The organism is Ectopseudomonas composti (assembly GCF_001567565.1).
GTDB lineage: Bacteria > Pseudomonadota > Gammaproteobacteria > Pseudomonadales > Pseudomonadaceae > Aquipseudomonas > Aquipseudomonas composti_A.
On the sequence record NZ_LSSW01000022.1, the window covers coordinates 69004 to 92481 of the forward strand.

Genomic DNA, 23478 nt, shown 5'->3' on the forward strand with positions numbered 1-23478 from the left:
TTGGATGGGCCGCTACGTCGGCGGGGTGCTATGCAAGGCGGCGTCGATCGCTATATATTGGTATACCATAATACGGGATATCTGCAAGGGTTCCGATTGATCCTCAATACAAAGGACAGCTCATGAGCATCAAGCACAAACTGGTGATGATCTTCGCCGCCATCGCCAGCCTTCCGGTGATTCTGGTCGCGATTCTGGTGGTCGTTAACCTGCGACAGGCAGCCAGCGAGGATTTCATCGACAGCAGCGGACGCGAGATTCGGCAGGTGGAGAACGCCATGCGCCTGTTCTTCGAAGGTATCGAGCAGAATGTCGATTACCTGGCCAAGCATCCGCAGCTTGCCGCCATCGATGCAGGGCTCAAGCGCTACCTGGCCGCCGACGCAGCCAGCCAGCCCCAGGGCGCGCAGGATCGTGCCGTGTTCGAGCTGTTCGCCGGCCTGGCGAACAGTCATCCGGGTTATGCCTATGTTTCCCTCGGCACCACTGAGGGCGGCTACGCATTTTGGCCGGGTGATCCGAACCTGAGCAGTTACGATCCGCGTACGCGGCCCTGGTATCAGCGGGCGATGGCGCAGCCGGACAAGACCCTGCGCACCGAGGCCTACTACTGGGCAGCCGACGATGTGGTACTGGTCAGCACCGTGCGTAGTTTCTCCAACCGTTTGGGGCAGCAGGGGGGCGTGGTCAATATCGATGTTTCCCTGCGCCAGCTCACTGACATCGTCAAGCAGATCAAGCTGGGCCAGAGTGGCTATCTGATGCTGATGGAGCGCAACGGTAACGTGCTGGTCGATCCGAGCCAGCCCGAGCATAACTTCAAGGCGCTCAAGGATCTCGGCCCCGGTTATGCCGAGCTGGCTGCGACGCGCAGTGGTTCGGTGGAGCTGGTCCTCAATGGCGAGGCTTACATGGCCAACGTCTACTCATCGGACAGCCTGGGCTGGCAGTTCGTCGGTCTGGTCAAGAAGAGCGAGGTGATGGCCAGCGCCACACGCCTGACCTGGATCATCGTCTCCCTGGCGGCCATCGTGGCGCTGGCCTTCGCCACCCTGGGTGCGCTGTTCGCCGGCATGATCGTGCGCCCGATCCAGGCAGTGGCCACGGGCCTCGAAGGTATCGCGCAAGGCGAGGGCGACCTGACCAACGAACTGACGGTGCGCGGTCGCGATGAAACCGCGCAGCTCGCGGGCTGGTTCAATCAGTTCCTTGCGGCCATTCGCGACATGATTCTCAGCATCGGCCAGGCAGCGAAGAGCATCCACAGCAGTTCGAGCAGCTCGGCCGGGGTCGCCCAGGAGCTGGAAGATGTGGCGGCGCGCCAGCGCGAGGCCGTGGACATGGTGTCGACCGCGTTCCACGAGATGGTCATGACCGCCAACGAGGTGGCGCGTGCCTGCTCCGAGGCGGCGGGTTCGGCCGATGCCGGTCAGCGCCAGGCGCATGCCGGACAGCAACAGATTCAGGCCTCGGCCGATAGCGTTACGCGTCTGAGCGATGAAATCGCACGTTCGGTGCAGTCGATGCAGCAACTGGAGCAGGACAGCGACTCGATCCAGTCGATTTTGGGCACCATCCGCGCCATCGCCGAGCAAACCAACCTGCTGGCGCTCAACGCGGCCATCGAGGCGGCACGTGCCGGCGAGCAGGGCCGCGGTTTCGCCGTGGTGGCCGACGAGGTGCGGGCGCTGGCCAAGCGCTCTTCCGACGCTACCGAGGAGATCGACGGTCTGCTTGGCAACCTGGCCCGACGCACCCAGGACACGGCGCGACAGATGCACGCCAGCCTCGATGTGTCGCGGCAGACGGTCAACGCCATGGGTGAGGCGCGCTCCAGTTTCGAGACGATCCGCGATGCGGTGGACAACATCCGCGACATGAGTACGCAGATCGCCACCGCCGCCGAGGAGCAGCATCAGGTGGCCGAGGACATCAATCGCCACATCAGCCAGATCCACGGCGATTCGCAGCAGGTCGCCGAGCTGGCCAGCTCCACCAGCAGCGAGGCGAAGACCATGACGGCGCTGTCCGACGAGTTGAATGCGTTGGTGCGTCGCTTCAAGACCTGAGGAGGGCGAGCGCCTGGGCGCTCGTGCAACAGACGCGACCACCCCTCGGGGTGGTCGCACAGAGGGTCAGGCGATGGCCGCCAGCGCGCCCATCTTGCCGCGGCAATAGACCATCGGTGCCGGGCTTTGCTCGGGGACGATCAGGTTCTTCACCGCGCCGACCAGGATGGCATGGTCGCCGCCTTCATACTCACGCCACAGCTCGCATTCGATGATCGCCGTGGCGCCCGCCAGCAGCGGATTACCCAGTTCGCTCAACGTCCATTCGATACCCTGAGCCTTCTCCTTGCCCTTCTTGGCGAAGGCGTAGGCCTCATGCTGCTGCTCGGCAGAAAGCAGGTGGATGGCGAAGCGCTGCCTGCGGATCAGTGCCGGGTAGGAGTCCGAGCTGTAGTTGGGGCAGAACAGCACCAGAGCCGGATCCAGCGACAGGGCGCTGAAAGCGCTGGCGGTCAGACCGACGACCTGGCCGTCTTCGTCCAGGGTGGTGATGACGGTAACGCCGGAGGGGAAGGCGCCCATGACTTTCTTGTAGGTATCGGGGTGAATCATCGCAGTGGCCTCTGAATGAACTGCTGAGGTATTACGATAATATGGTATACCAAAAAGGTGGGCGCGCAAGTCCTCGAATGCTGGCGCTATTGCTCCTGCCACGCGTACCAGCGCTTGCTGATGGACGCGCCGTTGCGGCTCCAGTACTTGAAGTTGAGGGTGATCTGGCCCGCTTCGTGTGAGCTCGGCAGCTCCTTGGCGAGCTTGGCCGGGATCAGGGCGGCACTGCCCAGGTTGACGGGGGCATAGCCGCTGCGTGTGGCGAAGTCGGCCTGAGGCGCGGCGCTGGAGGCAAAGCCAAGGAAACGCTTGGCGGCGTCCTTGTTGCGCGAACCGCGAGGAATGACCAGGAAGTCACCCGTGACCAGGTTCTGCTGCCAGTCGATGCCTACGCTTGCACCTTCGCGTTGCAAAGCGCTGACCCGACCGTTCCAGAACATGCCGAGGCTGGCCTGGCCAGAGGCCAACAATTGTTGTGACTGATCGCCGCTGCCCCACCAGACGATGTCCTTCTTGATGGTGTCGAGCTTCTTGAAGGCGCGGTCGAGATCCAGCGGATAGAGCGCTTCGGGCGCGACGCCGTCGGCCAGCAGGGCCATCTCCAGCACACCCGGACTTGGCCATTTGTACAGGGCGCGTTTGCCGGGGTGGCGTTCGAGGTCGAACAACGCCGACCAGCCGGAGGGAGTCTCGCTCAGGGACTGGGTGTTGTAGCCGAGAATGAAGGAGAAGTAGAACGAGCCGACACCATAGATGGTGACGAAGCGTGGATCGATCTGGCGCTGGGCGACCTGTTTCAGGTCCAGAGGCTCCAACAGGCCTTCACGTCCGGCGCGCAGGGCGAAGTCGGCTTCGACGTCGACCACGTCCCAGGTTACGTCGCCGCTCTCGACCATCTTGCGAAAGCTTTCGTAGTCCGTCGGGCCGGCCTGCTTGATGCGGATGCCGGTTTCACGTTCGAACGGCACGGCCCAGGCTTGTTCCTGAGCGTCCTGAGTAGAGCCGCCCCAACTGACGAACGTCAGGGTCTGTTGCTCGGCCTGTGCCGAATTGAACTGGCAGGCGGCGATCAGCGCCCCCACTGCCAACAGCCTATTGTTCATGTGACCCCTCCCTTTCTATGGGTACAGCTCAGAAATATCCCGGTACACCTTCCTGCATTGCTCTACCTGTTGCAGCCACTGGATTTGTGCGGTCTTGCCGCGATTGTCGGACAGGCGCAACAGCGCCTTGTCTAATGCATGCTTCGCCGGCGTGAAGTCAAACGCCAATGCGATCTTTGTGACGTCTAGCCTGTTTCAGCACTATCGGCGCCGCCCTGGCAGACGGCGCCGAGTTTTGCCTGCGGATCAGTGACTGCCAGCGCCCTTGAGCAGGTCGCTTTCGTTCCATTCGCTGTACACGCAGCTCTCCGCGGCCTGCCAGCGTACTCGTATGGGGCTGCCAGGCTGGGGAGAGGCGCCTGCACCGGACAACGCCTTGAGCGTCATGCGGGTGCCGCCTGCGGTTATCACGCTGCAGGTCAGGCTGTCGCCGAGGAAGACCATTTCCTCGACCCGTGCAGCGATCTCGTTGCAGCCCGCCGGCAGCGGCGTGCGTTCCGCTTCCTGCTGGGTCAGCAGGGTGGCTTTCTCGGGGCGCACCATCACTATCACGTCCTGGCCGTCATGCAGGTTGGCAGTCGGGCGGATGGCCAGTGCCTGGCTCTCGAACGTGACTGCCGCCGCGCCTTGTACCTTGGCCCGGAGGAAGTTGGAGTTGCCGAGAAAGGACGCGACGAAGGCGTTCGGCGGGTTCTGGTACAGATCGTAGCCGCTGCCCAGGCCGACGATCTTGCCGTGGCTGAAGATGGCGATGCGCTGCGACAGGCGCATGGCTTCTTCCTGGTCGTGGGTGACGTAGACGATGGTGATGCCGAGGCGGCGGTGCAGATGGCGCAACTCGTCCTGCAGGTCCTCACGCAGCTTCTTGTCCAGTGCGCCGAGCGGCTCGTCCATCAGCAGGATGCGCGGCTCGTAGACCAGCGCGCGGGCGATGGCCACACGTTGTTGCTGGCCGCCGGAGAGCTGCGCCGGGCGACGGTGGGCGAAGGGCTCGAGTTGCACCAGCTTGAGCATGGCGTCGACCCGCTTGGCGATCTCGGCAGCGCCCAGTTTGCGGATGGTCAGCGGGAAGGCGATGTTGTCGCGCACGTCGAGGTGCGGGAACAGCGAATAGCGCTGGAACACCATGCCGATGCCGCGTTTGTGCGGCGGCACGTTGATCAGCGATTTGCCCTCCACCAGGATTTCCCCGGAGCTGGGCGTCTCGAAGCCGGCGAGCATCGACAGCGTGGTGCTCTTGCCCGAGCCGCTGGAGCCGAGGAAGGTGAGGAACTCGCCTTCCTGAATATCCAGGTTGATGTTGTCGACGGCGGCGAAGTCGCCGTAGTGCTTGTTCAGGTCACGCAGGCTGACCAGAGGCGCCTGGGGGGATTGTTCTTGGAGCACGGCACTCATCTCGCTTACCTCGTGGGTCAGGCGCGGTGTTCGCTGCGCCGGCGGACGACGGCGGCAACGATCATGATCAATAGGGAAAGCCCGATCAGCAGCGTCGAAGCGACGGCGATCACCGGGGTCAGGTCCTGGCGCAGGGTCGTCCACATCTTCACCGGCAGGGTCTGCAGGCTGGGGCTGGCCATCATCACGCTCAGCACCACCTCATCCCACGACACCAGAAAGGCGAACAGCGCGCCGGCCATCATGCCGGGACGGATCGCCGGGAACGTGACCTTGACGATGGCCTGCAGGCGCGAGGCGCCGCAGATCACTGCGGCATCCTCGATGGACTGGTCGAACAGCTTCAGCGAGTTGATGATCGAGATGATGGTGAAGGGCAGGGCGACGATCACGTGGCTGATCACGAAGGCCAGCAGCGTGCCGGTGTAGCCGAGCTTGAGAAACAGCGCGTACACGGCCACGGCGATGATCACCAGCGGCACGATCATCGGCAGCGTGAACAGTGCGTACAGCAGCTCACGGCCCGGGAATTTGCCACGTACCAGGGCGAAGGCGCAGGGCAGACCCAGTGCCACCGCGCAGACAGTAGTCAGCAGCGCGACCTTGAGGCTGGTGTAGGCGGCCTGCATCCAGTCCGGGTTGGAGAAGAACTGTTCGTACCATTTCAGCGTCCAGCCTGGTGGCGGGAAGACCAGCCACTGCGAGGAACCGAACGACAGCAGCACGATGAAGACGATGGGCAGCAGCAGGAATGCGGCGATGGCAGCTGTGGTCAGGAACAGGCCCGCGCGCAGGCGCGGTCCCATGGCATTGGGTGAAAGCAGCATGACTTACCTCGCAGTGCTGGAGGCGACCGGAGATTCCGGCTGCAGCTTCAGATAGGCGTAGAACAGCAACAGGGTGATGGCGATCAGCAACGCGGCGGCGGCACTGGCCAGGCCCCAGTTGAGGAAGGACTGCACCTGCTGGATGATGAATTCCGGCAGCATCATGTTCTGTGCGCCGCCGAGCAGCGCCGGGGTCACGTAGTAGCCCAGGGACATGACGAATACCATCAGCCCGCCCGAGAACAGGCCGGGGCGGCACAGCGGGAGGAACGCGCGGAAGAAGTTGCTCCACGGGCTGGCGCCGCAGATCGAGCCGGCCTGCAGCACCATTGGATCGATGGCGCTCATGGTGGCCTGCAGCGGCAGCACGATGAATGGAATCATGATGTAGCTCATGCCGATCACCACGCCGGTCAGGTTGTGCACCATTTCCAGTGGCTGATCGATCAGCCCGGCCCACATCAGGACCGAGTTGATGACGCCCGAGCCCTGCAGCAGCACCAGCCAGGCATAGGTACGTGCCAGCAGGCTTGTCCACATCGACAGCAGGACGATGCTCAGCAGCCAGCGTCCCCAGCCGCGCGGCACCAGGGTGATCACCCAGGCCAGCGGGAAGCCCAGCAGCACGCTGATCAGGGTGACCAGACCGGCCACCATGAAGGTATTGAGCAGTACTCGTGAATAGGCCGAGTTGGCGAACAGGGCTTCGTAGTTGGCCAACCCAGGCTCGGGTTCCAGTACGCCGCGCAACAGCAACCCGACCAGCGGGGCGATGAAACACAGCATCAGGAACAGCAGCGCCGGCAGCAGAGGGGAGGCCCCCCGCCAGCGCTGCAGGCGAGCCGGGCGGCTTGCGCCGCCGGCGGGTGACTGAGTCAACGGCGCGGCGGCGATTTTCATTTGACCAGCCACTCGTTCCAGCGCGCGGCGATCTCGTTCCCGTGCTCGGCCCAGTAGGCGAAGTCCAGGGTCACCTGATCGGCGGCATGGGCGGTCGGCAGGCTGGGGGCCAGCTCAGGCTCCAACTGGTTGACCGAGTCGAGGTTGACCGGCGCATAGGCGGTCAGGTTGGCGAACTCGGCCTGGCCGGCAGCGCCGCTGGCGGTGGCCAGGAACTTCATGGCTGCGTCCTTGTTCTTGGCGCCCTTGGGGATGACCAGGAAATCGGCCATGACCAGGTTCTGTTTCCAGCTCACGCCAACCGAGGCACCTTCCTGCTCCAGGGCATGGATGCGGCCGTTCCAGAACTGGCCCAGACTGACTTCGCCGGAGGCCAGCAGTTGCTGCGACTGGGCGCCACCGCCCCACCAGACGATGTCCTTCTTGATGGTGTCGAGTTTCTTGAAGGCGCGGTCGAGGTCTAGCGGGTAGAGCTTGTCAGGCGTCACGCCATCTGCCAGCAGGGCAAGTTCCAGCACGCCCGGGCTCGGCCACTTGTACAGCGCGCGCTTGCCGGGGTAGGTGGCGGTGTCGAACAGGGCGGACCAGTCCTGCGGCTGCTGGTTACCCAGGCGGCGCGCGTTGTAACCGAGCACGAAGGAGAAGAAGAAGGAGCCGACACCGTGGTCGGAGACGAAGCGCGGGTCGATGCGGTCGCGCTGGATCACGCTGAAGTCGAGGGGTTCGAGCAGGCCTTCGCGGGCAGCGCGCAGGGCGAAGTCCGCTTCTACGTCGACCACGTCCCACTGTACGTTGCCGCTGTCGACCATGGCTTTGAGCTTGCCATAGTCTGTGGGACCATCCTGCAGCACCTTGATCCCGGTTTCCTGGGTGAAGGGTTCGGCCCAGGCGCTCTTCTGTGCATCCTGGGTTGTACCACCCCAACTGACGAAGCTGAGGCTTTCGCTGGCCGTGGCTGCCGTGGCGGCCAGACCCATGATCGCGGCGCCTATGACCGTGTTGAACGTCTTCTTGAACACCATCTTGCTTGCCCTCGTTTGTTGTGTTTTTACGCAAGCGGGCACTTTTTTTGCCCGCTTTTCAGGGAGCAGTCAGCCATTGAGGCTTCTTGAAGCTTGGCCGTGTCCGAGCGTTTTTTCTTGTTGCTCTTGCTGACTTGAACGTCAGACAACAATCTCGGCCTATGGAATATCATATTATGGTATTCCAAACTTTCTGCAAGTCCGTAATCGCATCCTGATGTCAGGTGTTGGGCCGCGCTGATCGATGGCGCATGGGTTCAGCCTTCGAACGGGACGTTCTCCAGCACTTCCAGGTCGTAGCCGGTCAGGCCCGCGTACTTCAGCGGTGGGCCGAGGTGGCGCAGCTTGCCGACACCGAGATCCTGCAAGATCTGGGCACCGGTCCCGACTTCGGAATAGATGCGTGACTGTGAGCGGTTGAACTGGCGACGCGGCTGCGTCAATTGCGGGACGCGCTCGAGCAGTGCCTGCGAGGATTCGCTGTTGGCCAGCACCACCACCACGCCGTGGCCGGTTTCGGCGACCTTTTGCAGGGCAGCCCAGAGCGTCCAGTTCTTCGGGCCGTTGTACTCAGCGCCGACCAGGTCACGCAGCGGATCGATTACGTGGACACGCACCAGGGTGGGCTGGTCGCGCTGAATGTCGCCCATCACCATGGCCATGTGCACGCCGCCTTCGATGCGGTCCTCGAAGGTGACCAGGCGGAAAGTGCCATGCACCGTCGGCAGTTCGCGCTCGCCGATGCGCTCGACCGTGTGCTCGGTACTCAGCCGGTAGTGGATGAGGTCGGCGATGGTGCCGATCTTGATGCCATGCCGGGCAGCGAACGCTTCCAGGTCCGGACGGCGGGCCATGCTGCCGTCGTCGTTCATGACTTCGACGATCACCGATGCCGGGCTGAAACCGGCCAGGTGGGCCAGGTCGCAACCCGCTTCGGTGTGCCCTGCGCGGGTCAACACGCCGCCTTCACGGGCGCGCAGGGGGAAGATATGGCCCGGTTGCACCAGGTCGTCCGCCACGGCGTCGGGGGCTACGGCGGTCAGCACCGTATGGCAGCGGTCGGCGGCGGAAATGCCGGTGGTCACGCCCTGCGCCGCCTCAATGGATATGGTGAACGCCGTGCTGTAGGCGCTGCCGTTGGCGGGCACCATCTGTTCGAGACCCAGGCGCTGGCAGTGCGCTTCGGTCAGGGTCAGGCAGATCAGTCCGCGGGCCTCGCGGGCCATGAAGTTGATCGCGGCGGGCGTGCATTTTTCAGCGGCCAGCAGCAGGTCGCCTTCGTTCTCGCGATCCTCGTCGTCGACCAGCAGCACCATCTTGCCCTGGCGGTAGTCTTCGATGATTTCTTCGATTGAATTGAACGGCATGGCGGGCACCTGATGAAGGAGAGTGTTGGTTTGTGGTATACCATAATACATATTCAACGCAAACCGCGGAGGTGAAGATGAAGGCTTACTGGATCGCGCATGTGGATGTGACGGATGCGCAGCAATACGGCGAGTACACCCGCCGTGCGCCGCTGGCCTTTGCTCAGTACGGCGGGCGCTTCCTGGCCCGTGGCGGGCGTTCGCAGGCGCTGGAGGGCGGCGAGACGCCACAACGCAGCGTGGTCATCGAGTTCGACTCCTATGAACAGGCGCTGGCCTGCTATCGCTCGGCCGAGTATCAGGAGGCTTGCGTGCATCGCCAGGGCGTGGCGAACGCGCAAGTGATCATCGTCGAGGGCGTCGAGGCGTAGGTTCTGCGCGGTCTGGCGCGTCTGCCCGGCGGCAGGGTAGAGGGGCGCTTGCCGGCAGCGGGATCTGGCGTCGGTTACGGCTCAGATCCGCACTCCGCAACTGGCGGAGTCAGCGGATGAAATGCACCTTGCCGGTGTCGTCATTGCCCATGTAGATGCCGTAGACACCGGCCTGGCGCTCCTCGATGTAACGCTCGAGAATCTGCCGGATGGCCGGGTAATAGATGGCATCCCAGGGGATTTCCTCGGGCGCGAAGAAGCGGTAGTCCATGGTTTCCGGCCCGTGCTCGCCAGTGATCTCCAGCGCGCAGGCGCGAAAGATGATGTAGACCTCGCTGATACGCGGCACGCTGAAAATGGAGTAGGGCGAGAGGATCTCGGCGCGCACGCCGGACTCTTCCCAGACTTCGCGCAGGGCTGCCTGCTCGGTGGTTTCGCCGTTTTCCATGAAGCCGGCTGGCAAGGTCCAGGTGCCGGGGCGCGGCGGTATGGCGCGCTGGCACAACAGGTATTTGCCGTCGCGCTCGATGATGCAGCCGGCAATGATCTTGGGGTTTTCGTAGTGGACGTAGTGGCAGCCACCACAGATCAGTCGCGCATGCGTGTCCCCTTCCGGTTGCCGGTGGCTCAGCTCGGCTGAGCCACACTGCGGGCAGAAACGCGGGGCGGGCATGGCATCAGCGTCCTATGCGCGGCTCTTGCAGGGCGATGGGGGTGACGAAGTCGCGCGGCTCACCCGGCTCGGCCTGTTTGGAACGCAGGTAGTCCAGCGCGACCTTGGCCGCGGCACGGACGTGATCGACCGAGGCCTGGTGAGCGGCCAGCGGATCACCGCTCTTGATCGCCTCGACCATGCGCTCCATTTCCTTGTTGCTGGTGCCGCGGCGATTGGCCTGCGATACCGAAGTGGCGCGCAGATAGCTGATGCGCGCCTGCAGTTGACGTAGCTGAGTCGCGGCGATCTGGTTGCCGGAGCCCTCCAGGAGCACGTCGTAGAAGCCTTGCACCGAGTCGAGCACCTGCGGCAGGTCGCCACCTTCGAGCGTCTTGCGATTGTCTTCCAGCGCCTTTTCCAGGGCACGGATGTCCTTGGGCTTGGCATTGAGGGTGAACAGCTGGACGATCAGGCCTTCGAGCACGCAGCGCAGCTCGTAGATGTCGCGTGCATCTTCCAGAGTGATGATGGCCACGCGCGGGCCCTTGCTGCCGGCGAATTCCACCAGGCCTTCGGACTCCAGATGGCGCAGCGCTTCGCGTACCGAGGTACGGCTTACTCCCAGGCGCTCGCAGAGGTCGCGCTCCACCAGGCGATCACCCGGCAGCAATTGGAAGTTCATGATGGCGCTACGCAACTTGTCGAGCACGATTTCGCGCAGGGTGACGGGGTTGCGATTGACCTTGAAGCTGTCGTCGAGTGGCAGGCGTTTCATAGGGTCCGCTCTGGTGTGTCTATCCGTAGAAAAACAACGAAGGAGCACCCGCGGGTGCTCCTTCATCAGTTCTGCTGGCCTTGTTCTTCTGCCTCCGCTTCGGCGAAGGCTTCCCGAGCGATGCGGAAGCTGTCCACTGCTGCGGGAACACCGCAGTAGATGCCGACCTGCAGCAGTATCTCGCGGATCTGCTCGCGGCTGAGGCCGTTGCGCAGGGCGCCGCGAATGTGCAGTTTCAGCTCGTGCGGGCGATTAAGGGCCGAAATCATGGCCAAGTTTATCATGCTGCGTTCTTTCAGCGATAAGCCGTCGCGGCCCCAGACATGCCCCCAGCAGTACTCGGTGACCAGCTCCTGCAGCGGTCGGTTGAAGTCGTCGGCGTTCTCGATGGATTTGTTGACGTAGGCCTCGCCCAGCACCTGAGTGCGAATGGCCAGGCCCTTCTCGTACTTCTCGTTGCTCATCTGCTCGTCCTTCTGTGGTTACAGGCCACCCATGAGGGTGTATTTGATCTCCAGATAATCGTCGATGCCGTACTTCGAGCCTTCGCGGCCCAGGCCTGACGATTTGACGCCGCCGAATGGGGCGACCTCGGTGGAGATCAACCCTTCGTTGATGCCGACCATGCCATATTCCAGTGCCTCGCTCATACGCCAGGCGCGGCCCAGATCGCGGGTATAGCAGTAGGCAGCCAGGCCGTATTCGGTGTCATTGGCCTGTCGAACCGCTGCGTCCTCGTCGTGGAAGCGAAACACCGCTGCCAATGGGCCAAAGGTTTCCTCATGGGCGACCTTCATCTCGCTCGTGGCTCCGGCCAGCACTGTCGGCAGGAAGAAGCCGTGGCCCAGTGGGTGACGTTCGCCGCCGCACACCAGCCGGGCTCCCTTGCTCAGGGCGTCAGCCACATGATCTTCGACCTTCTGCACGGCGCGTTCGTTGATCAGCGGACCGAGCTTGACGCCGGCTGCGAAGCCATCGCCGATCGCCAGTTCGCCGACCCGCTCGGCCAGGCGTGCGACGAAGGCATCGTGGATGCCGTCCTGAACCAGGAAGCGGTTGACGCAGACACAGGTCTGGCCGTTGTTGCGGTACTTGGCGATCAGTGCGCCGTCGACGGCCTTCTCCAGGTCGGCATCGTCGAAGACGATGAACGGCGCGTTGCCGCCCAGCTCCAGCGACACCTTTTTCAGGGTGTTGGCCGACTGCGCCATCAGCAGCTTGCCGATGGGCGTGGAGCCGGTGAAGGAGAGCTTGCGTACCTGGGCGCTGGCGGTCAGCTCGCCACCGATGGCCACGGCGTCACCCGTGACCACATTGAGGATGCCGGCGGGTATGCCGGCTTGTTCGGCCAGGGCTGCGAGGGCGAGGGCGGTGAAGGGCGTTTCCGGTGCCGGTTTGACGATGCACGGACAGCCCGCGGCCAGGGCTGGGCCGACCTTGCGGGTGATCATCGCCGCCGGGAAGTTCCACGGTGTGATCGCCGCGACCACGCCGATCGGCTCCTTGCTCACGACGATGCGCGCATCGCCCTTGTGGCTGGGAATGGTGTCGCCGTAGATGCGCTTGGCTTCCTCTGCGAACCACTCGATGAAGCTCGCTGCATAGAGGATTTCGCCCTTGGCTTCGGCCAGCGGCTTGCCCTGCTCCTGGGTGAGGATCTGTGCCAGGGCGTCGGCACTTTCGAGGATCAGCTCGTGCCAGCGCTTGAGCAGGCTGCTGCGCTGCTTGGCGGTCAGCGTCCGCCAGGCTGGCCAGGCGCGGTTGGCGGCTGCGATGGCTAGGCGGGTTTCGGCGGCGCCCATGTTCGGCACCGTACCGATCTTCTGGCCATTGGCCGGGTTGAAGATGGTGCAGGTCGAGGCGTCCTCGGCATCGAGCCAGCGACCGTCGATGAAGGCCTGTTGGCGGAACAATGAGGTCATGACAGCTCCGTGAAAGTGGCGCATGAACAAAGGCTATGGCAGCTGTCGCAGGGCGCATGGCGCGCCCTGCGAGGCATAAGCCATCGAATAAAAAAGGCCGTTACCGAGGGGGGGCTGGCGCGGCCAAGGAAATCAGCTGATGTGCGGCAGGGCGCCCAGTTTGCCGCGGTGATAGACCATTGGCGTTACCTCCTGCTCGGGCAGGATCAGGTTCTGCACCGCGCCGACGATGATGGCGTGGTCGCCACCGTCGTATTCACGCCACAGTTCGCACTCGATGATGGCGGTGGCCTTCGACAGCAGCGGGTTGCCCAGTTCGCTCAGGTGCCACTCGATGCCCTTGCTCTTGTCCCTGCCTTTCTTGGCGAAGGCGTAGGCTTCGGCCTGCTGGTCGGCGCACAGCAGGTGGATGGCGAAACGCTTGCTGTCGCGCAGGATCGGGTAGGTGTCCGAAGCGTAGTTGGGGCAGAACAGCACCAGCGCCGGGTCGATGGACAGAGCGCTGAAGGCGCTGGCAGTGATGCCGACCATCTCTCCGTCGCTGTCCAGGGTGGTCACCACGGTGACGCCGGACGGGAAGGAGCCCATCACTTCTTTATAGATGCCGGGTTCGATCATGATGATGGCCTCTCAACGCATGACGAAGGGATCGGGCATGGGCGCCTGCGAGAGATTGATCCACACCGTTTTCAGTTCGGTATAGGCCAGCACCGAATCGATGCCGCTCTCGCGGCCGTAGCCGCTGTTGTTGAAGCCGCCGATGGGCGCCATGGCCGATACCGCGCGGTAGGTGTTGATCCAGATGATGCCCGAGCGCACGGCCTTGGCCATGCGATGGGCGCGGCCCAGGTCGCGCGTCCAGATGCCGGCGGCCAGGCCGAACTGCGAGTCGTTGGCCATGGCCAGTGCCTGGGCCTCGTCCTTGAAGCGGATCACCGAGGCCACGGGGCCAAAGACCTCTTCCTGCATGATCTTCATCGAGTGGTTGTCGCACTCGAACAGCGTCGGCTCGTAGTACCAGCCGTTGCCGTCGATTTGGGGGCGCTTGCCGCCCAGGCGCAGCCGGGCACCCTCGGCCAGGGCGTCGGCGACCAGTCCTTCGACCACGGCCAGTTGCTGCGCGGTGGCCATCGGGCCCATTTCGCTGGCGTCGTCCTGCGGATTGCCAATGCGGATGCGCTTGGCTCGTTCGACCAGGCGCTCGACGAATTCGTCGTAGATCTCGTCCTGCACCAGCAGGCGTGAGCCGGCCACGCAGCTCTGCCCGGAGGCGGCATAGATCCCGGCTACGGCGCCGTTGATGGCGCTGTCCAGATCGGCGTCGGCGAAGATGATGTTCGGCGACTTGCCGCCCAGCTCCAGCGACAGCTTGGCGAAGTTCTCGGCGCTGGCGCGCACAACGTGGCGAGCGGTGGCGGCGCCGCCGGTAAAGGCGATCTTGCGTACCAGCGGGTGGCGGGTGAGGGCGGCCCCGGTGCTCGGGCCATAACCGGTGACCACGTTGATCACACCGGCCGGGAAGCCGGCTTCGAGGGCTAGTCGGGCCAGCTCGAGGATGGTCGCCGAGGCGTGTTCGGATGGCTTGAGCACGATGGTGTTGCCAGCGGCCAGAGCTGGAGCCAGCTTGATCGCGGTGAGGTACAGCGGGCTGTTCCAGGGAATGATGCCGGCGACCACGCCAATTGGCTCGTGGGTGGTGTAGGCGAACATGTCCGGCTTGTCGAGGGGCAGGGTGCCGCCTTCGAGCTTGTCGGCCAGGCCGGCGGTGTAATGGAAGAATTCCGGCAGGTAGCCGACCTGGCCACGGGTTTCGCGGATCAGCTTGCCGTTGTCGCGGCTTTCCAGCTGCGCCAGGTGTTCCTTGTTCTCGGCAATCAGGTCGCCCAGGCGGCGCAGCAGCTTGCCCCGAGCCGTGGCGCTGAGGCTGCGCCACACCTGGCTTTCGAAGGCTTTCTGGGCGGCCTGCACGGCACGCTCGACATCGTCTTCGCCGGCGTCGGGCAGCTCTGCCCAGGCTTCGGCCAGGGCCGGATTGAGGCTTTGGAAGGTCTTGCCGGACAGGGCATCGACCCACTGTCCGTCTATGCACATCTGGAAGCGTGCGAGTGTCATGCGACGATCCCTTTTGACTGGTTCTGGAAAGCCTGGGCCTGCTGCAGGAAATCCAGCAGCACCTGGTTGACCAGGCGTGGCGATTCCACCGGCATCATGTGCCGTTGCTCATCGAGTATGGCCACCTGGGCGCCGGGAATGTGTCCGGCCAGCTCGCGTGCCATTTCTGGCGTCGAGCCAGGGTCCAGTTCGCCAGTGGCGACCAGGGTCGGGGCCTGGATGCTGCCGAGGTCCTCGACACGGTACATGTCCTGAGTGGCGAACAGTTCGTAGGTGGTCAGATAGCCCAGCGGATCGTTGCCCGCCAGAGTCTGGCGAATGGCAGCCATCTGCGCCGGATTGGCCGCCTGGTATTCGCGGCTGAACCAGCGCGACAGTGCCGCCTCGGCATTGGCATCGGGGCCATGCTCGGCCGCCTGGCGGGTGCGCTCGATCACGCCGGCGCGCTGTTCGGCGCTGCGGTTGAACACACTGTTGAGAATCACCAGGCTGTCCAGCAACTGTCCATGGTGCAGGGCGAAGGCGCGAGCGACCAGCCCCCCCATGGAGAAGCCGATGACGCTGACGCGCGGCAGCTCAAGGTGCTCGACCAGCTCGCGCAGTTGTTCGGCATAACCTTCCAGGCTGGTGCCGGGCGCCGGCAGTGGGCTGTCGCCATGGCCGAGCATGTCATAGGCGATGACCCGAAAGTGTGGCGCCAGGCCAACGATCTGGCCGCCCCACATTTCCTTGTTGAGGCCAACCCCGTGGATCAGCACCACGGGATGACCCTGGCCGGTCGCCAGGTAACTGGTGCCGGCTGGTGTGCGTTCAGCGGTGAGCCGAATCATTGCGTGCTCCTGCCCAAGGTTGGCATCACTGCGCCTTCTCGGCGGCCAGTTCTTCCAGATCGATGTAGCGGTTACCGATGCGCGGGTGCAGGCGGCCGCCGTCAGCGGCACCGAGCACGACGATGATCTCGTCGGCACGCGGGGCGTCCTCGATCTGCATTTCCAGGGTGATGTAATGCGAGCGCAGGCCTTCGTCGTCCTTGTGCATCATCGGGATCTGGATCGAAGTGCCCGGGCCGCCGCGCTTGTTGGTGAAGCTCAGGTAGCTCTTGGCCTGGACCGCCTCACGGTAGTGGTTGCCGAAGCGCAGGGTGTGGATCACCGCCGAGGCGTGTTCGATCTCGCCTTCGGCGCCAACCACTGCAGCCTTGCCATAGGCCTCGATCTTGTCGGCACCGCCTATCGCGGCGGTCAGGCGCTCGACCATCAGGGCGCCAAGATCGGAGCAGTTGGCCTTGATCTCGGGCTTGAGATCCTCGACGAAGCCGCGACCCAGCCAGGGGTTCCTGATGACCACGGCCAGGCCCACCATGGTCACCGGCTTGTCGGTGGCCTTGCCGCCTTCGATGCGGGTTTCTTCGAGGTAAGTGACGATCTTGCGGATTTCGAAACTCATGTTCGGTGCGCTCCTGGGGCGGGTGAGTCGTTGTTCTTGTATCATGGTATACCATAATACCGATTGCGCAAGTCAAGCACTCGCAGTTGCCTTCTGTCAGTCGGTAGACAAGGTGATAGCTGGCAACAAGCAGGCGTTGAATCTCAATTATGGTTGATGGTATACCATAATATATCGCAAGGCTGGCCAGCCTCGAACGAGCGATATGGGTGAGCGTCACGGCGCTCAGGTCGCTCGCTGAGCCTGGCCCGTTTTGGCATCGCCTGTGGTGCCTGCGACGTCCCATTGGTTGCAAAACAAGAACAAGGAGACGCCTGTGAGCGTGCGCCCCAATTCCCTCCTCGAACGCTGCTTCGCAGGAGTAAACCCGACCATGGCGATTGCCTCTATCGCCATGGTGTTCGCCTTCGTTTTATTCACCATTACCAACACGGAATTGGCCAACGGTCTCTATACCGCTGCCAAGGCCTGGATCGAGCGCTCGCTCGGTTGGTACTACGTCGCGGTGGTCAGCGGTGTGCTGTTCTTTACCTTCTGGGTGGGGCTCAGCCGTTTCGGCAACCTGCGCCTGGGCAAGGATGACGAGCGCCCCGAGTTCAGCAATTTTTCCTGGTTCGCGATGCTGTTCAGCGCGGCGGTGGGGACCGGGTTGCTGTTCTGGAGCATCGCCGAGCCTCTGATGCATATGCAGGGCAATCCCTTCATGGAGATGGCCGGCGTCAAGGCGGGTACGCCCGAGGCAGGCCAGGTCGCCTTGCGCATCACGATGTTCCACTGGGGGCTGCACGGTTGGTGCATCTATATCCTGGTGGGCCTGGTGCTGGCCTATTTCGCCTATCGTCACAACCTGCCGCTGACCATTCGCTCGGCGTTGTATCCGCTGCTGGGCGAGCGCATCCATGGCCCTATTGGTCATGCGGTGGATCTGCTGGCGATCTTCAGCACTCTATTCGGTACGGCGACAACCATGGGGCTCGGCGTCTCGCAGATGAATGCAGGGCTGAACTACATGTTCGGCTGGGAGATTTCCACCTCCAATCAGCTGCTGTTGATCGCAGGTACCTCCGTGGTCGCCACGCTGTCGGCGGTTTCCGGAGTACGCCGCGGCATTCTCTGGCTCAGCGAATGGAACATCCGCCTGAGCAGCATTTTGTTCCTGTTCCTGCTGCTGGCCGGTCCGACGGTATTCCTCCTGGGGCTTTACGCGTCCAGCATCGGCGACTACCTGGCGCACTTCGTGCCGATGGGCTTGTGGACCGATCCTGACCCCGAGCGCCAGTGGCAGGGCTGGTGGACCATCTTCTACTGGGGCTGGTGGTTGTCCTGGGGGCCATTCGTGGGCATGTTCATCGCGCGCATCTCGCGTGGCCGCACGGTGCGTCAGGTGGTGCTGGGCGGCATGCTGTCCTCGACCCTCGGCGCCTTCCTGTGGATCGTGATCATGGGGGGCACCGGCGTACATCTGCAGCTCAATGGCGTGGATCTGTCCAGCGTCGCCAACAGCGACCTGACCATGGTGCTGTACAAGACCATCGAAGGCCTTGGCGTGGAGTGGGCGACGCTGCCCATGGCTGGCCTGGCGACCTTGATGATCGTCAGCTGGTTCGTCACCTCGGCCGACTCGGCGACTCTGGTGATATGCACCATCCTGTCGATGGGGAACCAGAATCCGCCGCAGCGTTATCGCGTGATCTGGGGGCTGGGTCTGGGAGCGCTGGCCGGCACCCTGTTGCTGGCCGGCGGTCTGCAGGGCCTGCAGGCGGCTACCATTGTGGCGGCCTTGCCGTTCTCGGTGATCCTGTTGCTGATCTGCTATTGCTTGGTCAAGGCCCTGCATCAGGAGGAAGTCGCCACCGCCAGAGGCGTGCAACCGAGCGCGGCGTTGCGCAGTTCCTGAGGGCCGGCGTAGAAACGAAAACGCCCGATGCCATTGGCATCGGGCGTTTGCATTGGCGCGAAATGGAACTCAGGCGATGCGGTAGTTCAGCACGCTGTCCTGCTCCTTGAGCATCTTGCGCAGGTCGGCAGGAATGTTGCCTGCGCGTACGGCCAGTTCCAGTCGAATTTCTTCCAGGCTCTGGGCGAAGGCATTCTGGTCGGCGATCTGTGGCTTGGCCAGGACGCGGCTGTAGACGGTGCTGTCGCTATCGTCGAGCAGGGCGAGGATGATGCTGCCATCCGGGCGGGGCGAGCTGAAACTGGCACGCAGCGGATTGAACAGGTGATCGACGAGCTGTTGGTTGGTGAGTTCCATGTCCTACTCCATCCTGATGGTTGATCAAGTTTGACCTCGGGATGGCGGATTGGTTCAGTCGATCAGGCAATGAGCGACTGGCGGGTGCGTTCGATCACCTGCTGCAGCGATTCGTCGTTGTACTGGCCAGGGTAGAGGCGCTGGCTGTACTGGGCGATACCGGTCTTGTCGACCAGGGTAAAGCTGAAGCTGCCCTTGCGCGTTGCCTGGATACGGCAGTCGAACGGTGCGAAGGCGTGAGTCAGGGTGCTGATGGCTTTCTGAACTTGATGTTGAGTATTCATTTTTCTAGGTCTTTCCTTTAAAGCATGTGCGCTTCGTTGCGCGTGGTGTAGCTCCATGTGGTTGGCCGAAAAGCGGCCATAGCATGTCAACCGATCGGAGCTTGATTGGCACGATAAAGTTCCATTGTTACGGTTCGTCGTCGTGGTCGGTACGTCGGAGGCAGGCAGAGGAACTGCACCGATAAACGGCGAGTCGGCCTGATCAGTCAGCAGATGGGATCGGGGAGGGCGGCAGCGCGCAGATGCGCTAGACGTTGAACCGGGAAACCAGCGAGGGGGCGCAAAAGGCCTTTTTGACTTACAGCGTGGTACGAACGGGGCGGATCATACGCGGTTGTTCAAGAATTGAACAGCTCTATTTGTTGGCGTTCGCGTGCGACGTCTACCGGGTTCGGTTGGCGGATGCAATTTGCCGGTTGCTCCGCTAGGATTAGCCCACTTTTGCTTTCCTCACATGACGGTTTTCCATGAGTTATCAGGTTCTTGCACGTAAATGGCGTCCGCGCTCGTTCCGCGAAATGGTCGGCCAGACTCATGTGCTCAAAGCCCTGATCAACGCACTGGATAGCCAGCGCCTGCACCACGCCTACCTGTTTACCGGTACGCGCGGGGTGGGCAAGACCACCATCGCGCGCATTATCGCCAAGTGCCTGAACTGCGAAACGGGTATCAGCTCCACCCCCTGTGGCACCTGCTCGGTGTGCCGGGAGATCGATGAAGGGCGCTTCGTCGACCTGATCGAAGTGGATGCCGCCAGCCGTACCAAGGTCGAAGACACCCGCGAGTTGCTCGACAACGTGCAGTATTCGCCGAGTCGTGGCCGCTTCAAGGTCTACCTGATTGACGAAGTGCACATGCTCTCCACCAGTTCCTTCAACGCGCTGTTGAAGACGCTGGAAGAGCCGCCACCTCACGTCAAATTCCTCCTTGCCACCACCGACCCGCAGAAACTGCCGGTCACCGTGCTGTCGCGCTGCCTGCAGTTCTCGCTGAAGAACATGCCGCCGGAGCGGGTGGTCGAGCACCTGACCCACGTACTGACCGCCGAGAACGTGCCGTTCGAGGACGATGCCCTGTGGCTGCTCGGCCGTGCTGCCGATGGTTCGATGCGTGACGCCATGAGCCTGACCGACCAGGCCATCGCGTTCGGCGAGGGCAAGGTGCTGGCGGCCGATGTGCGTGCCATGCTCGGTACGCTGGATCACGGCCAGGTCTACGGTGTGCTGCACGCTCTGATCGAGGGTGATGCGCGCGCTCTGATCGAGGCGGTACGCCATCTCGCCGAGCAGGGGCCGGACTGGAATGGCGTGCTCTCGGAAATGCTCAACGTCCTGCACCGCGTCGCTATCGCTCAGGCGCTGCCCGATGCCGTGGACAATGGTCAGGGCGACCGTGAGCGGGTATTGCAGCTGGCCCAGGCGCTGCCGGCCGAGGACGTGCAGTTCTACTATCAGATGGGCCTGATCGGTCGTCGTGATCTGCCTCTGGCACCTGAGCCACGCGGCGGCTTCGAGATGGTGCTGCTGCGGATGTTGGCCTTCCGCCCGGCGGGAGCCGACGATGCGCCAAAGGTCACGCTAAAGCCCTTGGGGATCAGCCAGGCCACTGCTGATTCCCAACAGAATCCAGTGGCCGGCACCGCTATGCCGGCTCCTGCTCCTGTGGTCTCCTCGCCAGCTCCAGCTCCAGCTCCAGCTCCAGCTCCAGCTCCAGAGCCGATGGCCATACCTGCAGCGTCTGTGCCTGCTCCCGTCCCGGTTGAAGCAAGCCCGGTAGCGCCGCCGCCGGCCCCGGAGCCCGTCGTGAGCGAGCCGCCGCCGCAGGCTGAGCCCGCAGCCGCGCCGGCAGCGAATTTTGCGCCTGAGCCCGTCGCTCCTTTGGTTGTCGATGTGCCTTGGCAAACTGCCACGCCTGCAGAGCCTGCGGTGGAGGCTGTTCAATCCGCTGCTGCGCCTGAGGTGGAGCGTGCACAGCCGCAAGCGCCGGAAACACCAGCGGTGGCCGCGCCAGCGCCTAGCGCGCCTGTGCAGCCTGTCGTGGACGTCGATGGCGCTGATGACGAACCGCCGCCCGGCGACTACGACTATGTCGAGATGGACGCCGAAACGCTCGACTACGATTTTGGCCACGCCGAAGCCGAGACACCTGTGGTCGAAGAGCCGTTGCCGGCCGCCAAGCCGGCAACCGGTCTGGCGGCAGAGTGGCTGGCGTTGTTCCCGCAGTTGGGCCTTGGCGGCATGACCGGTAGCATCGCGGCCAACTGCACCCTGATCGAGGCCAACGGCGACGATTGGCTGCTGCACCTGGATCCCGCGCACAGCGCGCTGTTCAACCCGACTCAGCAGCGTCGCCTGAACGATGCGCTGAACCAGCAGCAGGGGCGCAGCATCAAACTGCGCATCGAGCTGTGCAAGCCGGAGCAGGAGACCCCGGCGCAGGCGGCTGCCCGTCGCCGCGCCGAACGCCAGCGCAGTGCCGAGGCGTCCATTCATGCCGATCCGCTGGTGCAGCAAATGATTCAGCAGTTCGCCGCGAAGATTCGCGATGACAGTATCGAACCTATCGATACCCCCAGTTAATTCTGAACACCGAGGATACCGAGATGATGAAAGGTGGCATGGCAGGCCTGATGAAGCAGGCTCAGCAGATGCAGGAAAAAATGCAGAAGATGCAGGAAGAACTGGCCAATGCCGAAGTCACCGGCCAGTCCGGTGCCGGCCTGGTCAGCGTGGTGATGACCGGTCGTCACGACGTCAAGCGCATCTCCCTGGATGACAGCCTGATGCAGGAAGACAAGGAAGTGCTCGAAGACCTGATCGCCGCTGCGGTCAACGACGCGGTGCGCAAGGTCGAGCAGAACAGCCAGGAGAAGATGTCCGGCATGACGGCTGGCATGCAGCTCCCCCCAGGCTTCAAAATGCCCTTCTGACAGGCCTCGTGCCGTCCAGTCGACGCACATGGCGGCGTTGCCGGCGAACTCGGAATCCTCATGTGCTGCAGCACACTGCGGTTCCTCGCTCGTCGGCGCCTTGCCCTGCACGCCGCCTGATCGCCACTCTGGCACCGTCATCAAGGGCGGGCCTGTAGCCCGGATGCAATCCGGGGAAACACGGCATACACGATTTCCCGGATTGCATCCGGGCTACGACTCTGTAGGAATTCCATGAGTTTCAGTCCCCTGATTCGCCAGTTGATCGACTCCCTGCGCATCCTCCCCGGTGTGGGGCAGAAGACCGCGCAGCGTATGGCCCTGCAACTGCTCGAGCGTGATCGCAGCGGTGGTCAGCGTCTGGCGCAGGCGCTCAACGCGGCGATGGAAGGCGTGGGGCACTGCAAGCGCTGCCGCAGCCTGAGTGAGGATGAGCTGTGCCAGCTGTGCCTGGATGAGCGCCGCGACGACAGTTTGCTGTGCGTGGTGGAAGGGCCGATGGATGTGCACGCGGTTGAGCAGACCGGGTTTCGCGGGCGCTACTTCGTGCTCAAGGGCCATCTGTCACCACTCGATGGTCTGGGCCCGGAGGCCATTGGTATTCCCGAGTTGCTCGAGCGCATCGAGGCCGGCGCCTTCAGTGAGGTGATCCTGGCGACCAACCCGACGGTGGAAGGTGAGGCCACGGCGCATTACATCGCGCAGATTCTCGTCGGCAAGGGCCTGGTGGCCTCGCGTATCGCCCACGGCATGCCGCTGGGTGGCGAGCTGGAGCTGGTCGATGGCGGGACTCTGGCGCACGCCCTGGCTGGCCGCCGTCCGATCAGTCTGTAGTTACCCCAACCGCCGGACCCGTAGTGCCCGTGATCGCTGACACTCTGCGTCGTATGAGTCTGCTGCTCCTGCTTGGCGCGCCGCTGGCCGTACAGGCCGGCCAGTGCCCGAGCGGGCAGGTTCAGGTCTGTCTCGGGGCCTCCTGCCTGTGCGTGCCGGATCCTGTGCGGGTGCGCGAAGGCGGCCTGAACATGGCCGCGGCTCGTCTCGAAGCCTGGTTGCTGCAATCTCGCCAGGCGGCGCTACGCGCCGGCACCGAGCCCATTCCTTTGATGATTCGCGCCCAGCTTGCGCCGTTCTACGACGACGCCTTGCTCGATGAGGTGCGCTATCGCGTCGGTATCACCGATGAGATGGATGCCGCTACCGTGATGCTGCAGAACCCGGACGTGCAGGCCGTGACCCTGGTCGATGTGGTGGTGTTTCGCGACGTCGCTGCCGCCGCGCAGGATGCTGCGCTGTGGGCGCATGAACTCTGGCATGTGCAGCAGTACCGCGAATGGGGCACCGATGGCTTCGCCCAGCGCTACACCCGTGACTTCCAGGCGGTGGAAGGGCCTGCCTACGAGATGGGCGAGCGGGTGAGAAAGGCATTGCGTGAGCCAGAATAAAACGCTCGCTTGAAAACCAAGCAAGCGCTAGGTTAGGGTGGCCGAAACAA

At 63.4% G+C, this 23478-nt stretch carries 24 protein-coding genes; 7 read left to right on the forward strand and 17 right to left on the reverse strand.

Annotated features, from left to right (window positions below; all coding sequences use genetic code 11):
* Positions 1-122 precede the first annotated feature (122 nt).
* Positions 123-2069, forward strand: coding sequence for a methyl-accepting chemotaxis protein (locus PCLY_RS09515; protein WP_061239061.1), 1947 nt, complete (start codon positions 123-125; stop codon positions 2067-2069).
* A 66-nt stretch (positions 2070-2135) separates the two neighbouring features.
* Here the strand turns inward: PCLY_RS09515 and PCLY_RS09520 are convergent, their stop codons facing one another.
* The 7 genes from PCLY_RS09520 to ribBA all read right to left on the reverse strand — a co-directional run bounded on the left by PCLY_RS09520 (position 2136) and on the right by ribBA (position 9235).
* Positions 2136-2621: a flavin reductase family protein gene (locus PCLY_RS09520; protein WP_061239062.1), complete on the reverse strand. Its 486-nt coding sequence runs from the start codon at positions 2619-2621 to the stop codon at positions 2136-2138.
* An 86-nt stretch (positions 2622-2707) separates the two neighbouring features.
* Positions 2708-3724 (reverse strand): ABC transporter substrate-binding protein, encoded by a 1017-nt coding sequence (locus PCLY_RS09525; RefSeq protein ID WP_061239063.1) that lies wholly within the window; start codon positions 3722-3724, stop codon positions 2708-2710.
* Between the two features lie 246 nt (positions 3725-3970).
* Positions 3971-5119, reverse strand: coding sequence for an ABC transporter ATP-binding protein (locus PCLY_RS09530; protein WP_061239064.1), 1149 nt, complete (start codon positions 5117-5119; stop codon positions 3971-3973).
* 17 nt (positions 5120-5136) lie between these two features.
* The gene (locus PCLY_RS09535; RefSeq protein WP_061239065.1) at positions 5137-5946 is read right to left on the reverse strand and encodes an ABC transporter permease; all 810 of its coding nucleotides are present in this window, start codon (positions 5944-5946) and stop codon (positions 5137-5139) included.
* Positions 5947-5949: 3 nt separating this feature from the next.
* On the reverse strand, positions 5950-6846 hold the full coding sequence (locus tag PCLY_RS09540; RefSeq protein WP_061239066.1) for an ABC transporter permease: 897 nt from the start codon (positions 6844-6846) through the stop codon (positions 5950-5952).
* Positions 6843-7868 carry an ABC transporter substrate-binding protein gene (locus PCLY_RS09545; RefSeq protein ID WP_061239067.1) on the reverse strand — a complete coding sequence of 342 codons (1026 nt, stop codon included), beginning with the start codon at positions 7866-7868 and terminating at the stop codon, positions 6843-6845. Before PCLY_RS09545 ends, PCLY_RS09540 begins: the two co-directional genes overlap by 4 nt.
* 257 nt (positions 7869-8125) lie before the next feature.
* Positions 8126-9235, reverse strand: coding sequence for a bifunctional 3,4-dihydroxy-2-butanone-4-phosphate synthase/GTP cyclohydrolase II (gene ribBA / locus PCLY_RS09550; RefSeq protein ID WP_061239068.1), 1110 nt, complete (start codon positions 9233-9235; stop codon positions 8126-8128).
* 77 nt (positions 9236-9312) lie between these two features.
* Between ribBA and PCLY_RS09555 the strand changes: the two genes are divergently transcribed.
* The gene (locus PCLY_RS09555) at positions 9313-9606 is read left to right on the forward strand and encodes a DUF1330 domain-containing protein (RefSeq protein WP_061239069.1); all 294 of its coding nucleotides are present in this window, start codon (positions 9313-9315) and stop codon (positions 9604-9606) included.
* 109 nt (positions 9607-9715) lie between these two features.
* On the opposite strand, the gene PCLY_RS09560 is transcribed toward PCLY_RS09555, so the two are convergent.
* The 8 genes from PCLY_RS09560 to PCLY_RS09595 form a co-directional block, all read right to left on the reverse strand.
* Positions 9716-10279, reverse strand: coding sequence for an NUDIX hydrolase (locus PCLY_RS09560; protein WP_061239070.1), 564 nt, complete (start codon positions 10277-10279; stop codon positions 9716-9718).
* Between the two features lie 4 nt (positions 10280-10283).
* Positions 10284-11036 (reverse strand): GntR family transcriptional regulator, encoded by a 753-nt coding sequence (locus PCLY_RS09565; protein ID WP_061239071.1) that lies wholly within the window; start codon positions 11034-11036, stop codon positions 10284-10286.
* Between the two features lie 65 nt (positions 11037-11101).
* Positions 11102-11500 (reverse strand): carboxymuconolactone decarboxylase family protein, encoded by a 399-nt coding sequence (locus tag PCLY_RS09570; RefSeq protein ID WP_061239072.1) that lies wholly within the window; start codon positions 11498-11500, stop codon positions 11102-11104.
* Between the two features lie 18 nt (positions 11501-11518).
* Entirely contained in the window at positions 11519-12958 is a 1440-nt protein-coding gene (locus tag PCLY_RS09575) for an NAD-dependent succinate-semialdehyde dehydrogenase (protein WP_061239073.1), read from the reverse strand.
* A gap of 132 nt (positions 12959-13090) precedes the next feature.
* Complete coding sequence (locus PCLY_RS09580) at positions 13091-13576, reverse strand: flavin reductase family protein (RefSeq protein ID WP_061239074.1); 486 nt, start codon at positions 13574-13576, stop codon at positions 13091-13093.
* Positions 13577-13588: 12 nt separating this feature from the next.
* Positions 13589-15070 carry an aldehyde dehydrogenase gene (locus tag PCLY_RS09585; RefSeq protein WP_061239075.1) on the reverse strand — a complete coding sequence of 494 codons (1482 nt, stop codon included), beginning with the start codon at positions 15068-15070 and terminating at the stop codon, positions 13589-13591.
* On the reverse strand, positions 15067-15900 hold the full coding sequence (locus PCLY_RS09590; protein ID WP_061239076.1) for an alpha/beta fold hydrolase: 834 nt from the start codon (positions 15898-15900) through the stop codon (positions 15067-15069). Before PCLY_RS09590 ends, PCLY_RS09585 begins: the two co-directional genes overlap by 4 nt.
* Before the next feature lie 25 nt (positions 15901-15925).
* Positions 15926-16516, reverse strand: a complete 591-nt coding sequence (locus PCLY_RS09595) for an amino acid synthesis family protein (protein WP_061239077.1) — start codon at positions 16514-16516, stop codon at positions 15926-15928.
* A gap of 373 nt (positions 16517-16889) precedes the next feature.
* On the opposite strand from PCLY_RS09595, the gene PCLY_RS09600 reads away from it, so the two are divergent.
* Complete coding sequence (locus tag PCLY_RS09600; protein ID WP_231740139.1) at positions 16890-18413, forward strand: BCCT family transporter; 1524 nt, start codon at positions 16890-16892, stop codon at positions 18411-18413.
* 69 nt (positions 18414-18482) lie between these two features.
* Here the strand turns inward: PCLY_RS09600 and PCLY_RS09605 are convergent, their stop codons facing one another.
* Positions 18483-18770, reverse strand: a complete 288-nt coding sequence (locus PCLY_RS09605; protein ID WP_061239079.1) for a DUF3509 domain-containing protein — start codon at positions 18768-18770, stop codon at positions 18483-18485.
* A gap of 62 nt (positions 18771-18832) precedes the next feature.
* On the reverse strand, positions 18833-19054 hold the full coding sequence (locus PCLY_RS09610; protein ID WP_061239080.1) for a hypothetical protein: 222 nt from the start codon (positions 19052-19054) through the stop codon (positions 18833-18835).
* A 467-nt stretch (positions 19055-19521) separates the two neighbouring features.
* Here PCLY_RS09610 and dnaX point away from each other — a divergent pair, with 467 nt between their 5' ends.
* The 4 genes from dnaX (at position 19522) to PCLY_RS09630 (ending at position 23428) form a co-directional block, all read left to right on the forward strand.
* On the forward strand, positions 19522-21633 hold the full coding sequence (dnaX, locus tag PCLY_RS09615) for a DNA polymerase III subunit gamma/tau (RefSeq protein ID WP_061239081.1): 2112 nt from the start codon (positions 19522-19524) through the stop codon (positions 21631-21633).
* Positions 21634-21656: 23 nt separating this feature from the next.
* Positions 21657-21983, forward strand: a complete 327-nt coding sequence (locus tag PCLY_RS09620; RefSeq protein WP_061239082.1) for a YbaB/EbfC family nucleoid-associated protein — start codon at positions 21657-21659, stop codon at positions 21981-21983.
* Positions 21984-22217: 234 nt separating this feature from the next.
* Positions 22218-22817: a recombination mediator RecR gene (gene recR, locus PCLY_RS09625; RefSeq protein WP_061239083.1), complete on the forward strand. Its 600-nt coding sequence runs from the start codon at positions 22218-22220 to the stop codon at positions 22815-22817.
* Positions 22818-22846: 29 nt separating this feature from the next.
* Positions 22847-23428, forward strand: a complete 582-nt coding sequence (locus PCLY_RS09630) for an eCIS core domain-containing protein (RefSeq protein ID WP_061239549.1) — start codon at positions 22847-22849, stop codon at positions 23426-23428.
* Positions 23429-23478 lie beyond the last annotated feature (50 nt).

Bases quoted from the DNA above. Each gene is read 5' to 3' on its own strand.
- PCLY_RS09570 (WP_061239072.1), bottom strand. From the start codon at position 11,500: ATGAGCAACGAGAAGTACGAGAAGGGCCTGGCCATTCGCACTCAGGTG.
- recR (WP_061239083.1), top strand. From the start codon at position 22,218: ATGAGTTTCAGTCCCCTGATTCGCCAGTTGATCGACTCCCTGCGCATC.
- PCLY_RS09605 (WP_061239079.1), bottom strand. From the start codon at position 18,770: ATGGAACTCACCAACCAACAGCTCGTCGATCACCTGTTCAATCCGCTG.
- PCLY_RS09610 (WP_061239080.1), bottom strand. From the start codon at position 19,054: ATGAATACTCAACATCAAGTTCAGAAAGCCATCAGCACCCTGACTCAC.
- PCLY_RS09565 (WP_061239071.1), bottom strand. From the start codon at position 11,036: ATGAAACGCCTGCCACTCGACGACAGCTTCAAGGTCAATCGCAACCCC.
- PCLY_RS09620 (WP_061239082.1), top strand. From the start codon at position 21,657: ATGATGAAAGGTGGCATGGCAGGCCTGATGAAGCAGGCTCAGCAGATG.
- PCLY_RS09525 (WP_061239063.1), bottom strand. From the start codon at position 3,724: ATGAACAATAGGCTGTTGGCAGTGGGGGCGCTGATCGCCGCCTGCCAG.
- PCLY_RS09515 (WP_061239061.1), top strand. From the start codon at position 123: ATGAGCATCAAGCACAAACTGGTGATGATCTTCGCCGCCATCGCCAGC.
- PCLY_RS09580 (WP_061239074.1), bottom strand. From the start codon at position 13,576: ATGATCGAACCCGGCATCTATAAAGAAGTGATGGGCTCCTTCCCGTCC.
- PCLY_RS09555 (WP_061239069.1), top strand. From the start codon at position 9,313: ATGAAGGCTTACTGGATCGCGCATGTGGATGTGACGGATGCGCAGCAA.
- PCLY_RS09600 (WP_231740139.1), top strand. From the start codon at position 16,890: ATGGCGATTGCCTCTATCGCCATGGTGTTCGCCTTCGTTTTATTCACC.
- PCLY_RS09545 (WP_061239067.1), bottom strand. From the start codon at position 7,868: ATGGTGTTCAAGAAGACGTTCAACACGGTCATAGGCGCCGCGATCATG.
- PCLY_RS09585 (WP_061239075.1), bottom strand. From the start codon at position 15,070: ATGACACTCGCACGCTTCCAGATGTGCATAGACGGACAGTGGGTCGAT.
- PCLY_RS09595 (WP_061239077.1), bottom strand. From the start codon at position 16,516: ATGAGTTTCGAAATCCGCAAGATCGTCACTTACCTCGAAGAAACCCGC.
- ribBA (WP_061239068.1), bottom strand. From the start codon at position 9,235: ATGCCGTTCAATTCAATCGAAGAAATCATCGAAGACTACCGCCAGGGC.
- PCLY_RS09560 (WP_061239070.1), bottom strand. From the start codon at position 10,279: ATGCCCGCCCCGCGTTTCTGCCCGCAGTGTGGCTCAGCCGAGCTGAGC.
- PCLY_RS09520 (WP_061239062.1), bottom strand. From the start codon at position 2,621: ATGATTCACCCCGATACCTACAAGAAAGTCATGGGCGCCTTCCCCTCC.
- PCLY_RS09530 (WP_061239064.1), bottom strand. From the start codon at position 5,119: ATGAGTGCCGTGCTCCAAGAACAATCCCCCCAGGCGCCTCTGGTCAGC.
- PCLY_RS09575 (WP_061239073.1), bottom strand. From the start codon at position 12,958: ATGACCTCATTGTTCCGCCAACAGGCCTTCATCGACGGTCGCTGGCTC.
- dnaX (WP_061239081.1), top strand. From the start codon at position 19,522: ATGAGTTATCAGGTTCTTGCACGTAAATGGCGTCCGCGCTCGTTCCGC.
- PCLY_RS09540 (WP_061239066.1), bottom strand. From the start codon at position 6,846: ATGAAAATCGCCGCCGCGCCGTTGACTCAGTCACCCGCCGGCGGCGCA.
- PCLY_RS09535 (WP_061239065.1), bottom strand. From the start codon at position 5,946: ATGCTGCTTTCACCCAATGCCATGGGACCGCGCCTGCGCGCGGGCCTG.
- PCLY_RS09590 (WP_061239076.1), bottom strand. From the start codon at position 15,900: ATGATTCGGCTCACCGCTGAACGCACACCAGCCGGCACCAGTTACCTG.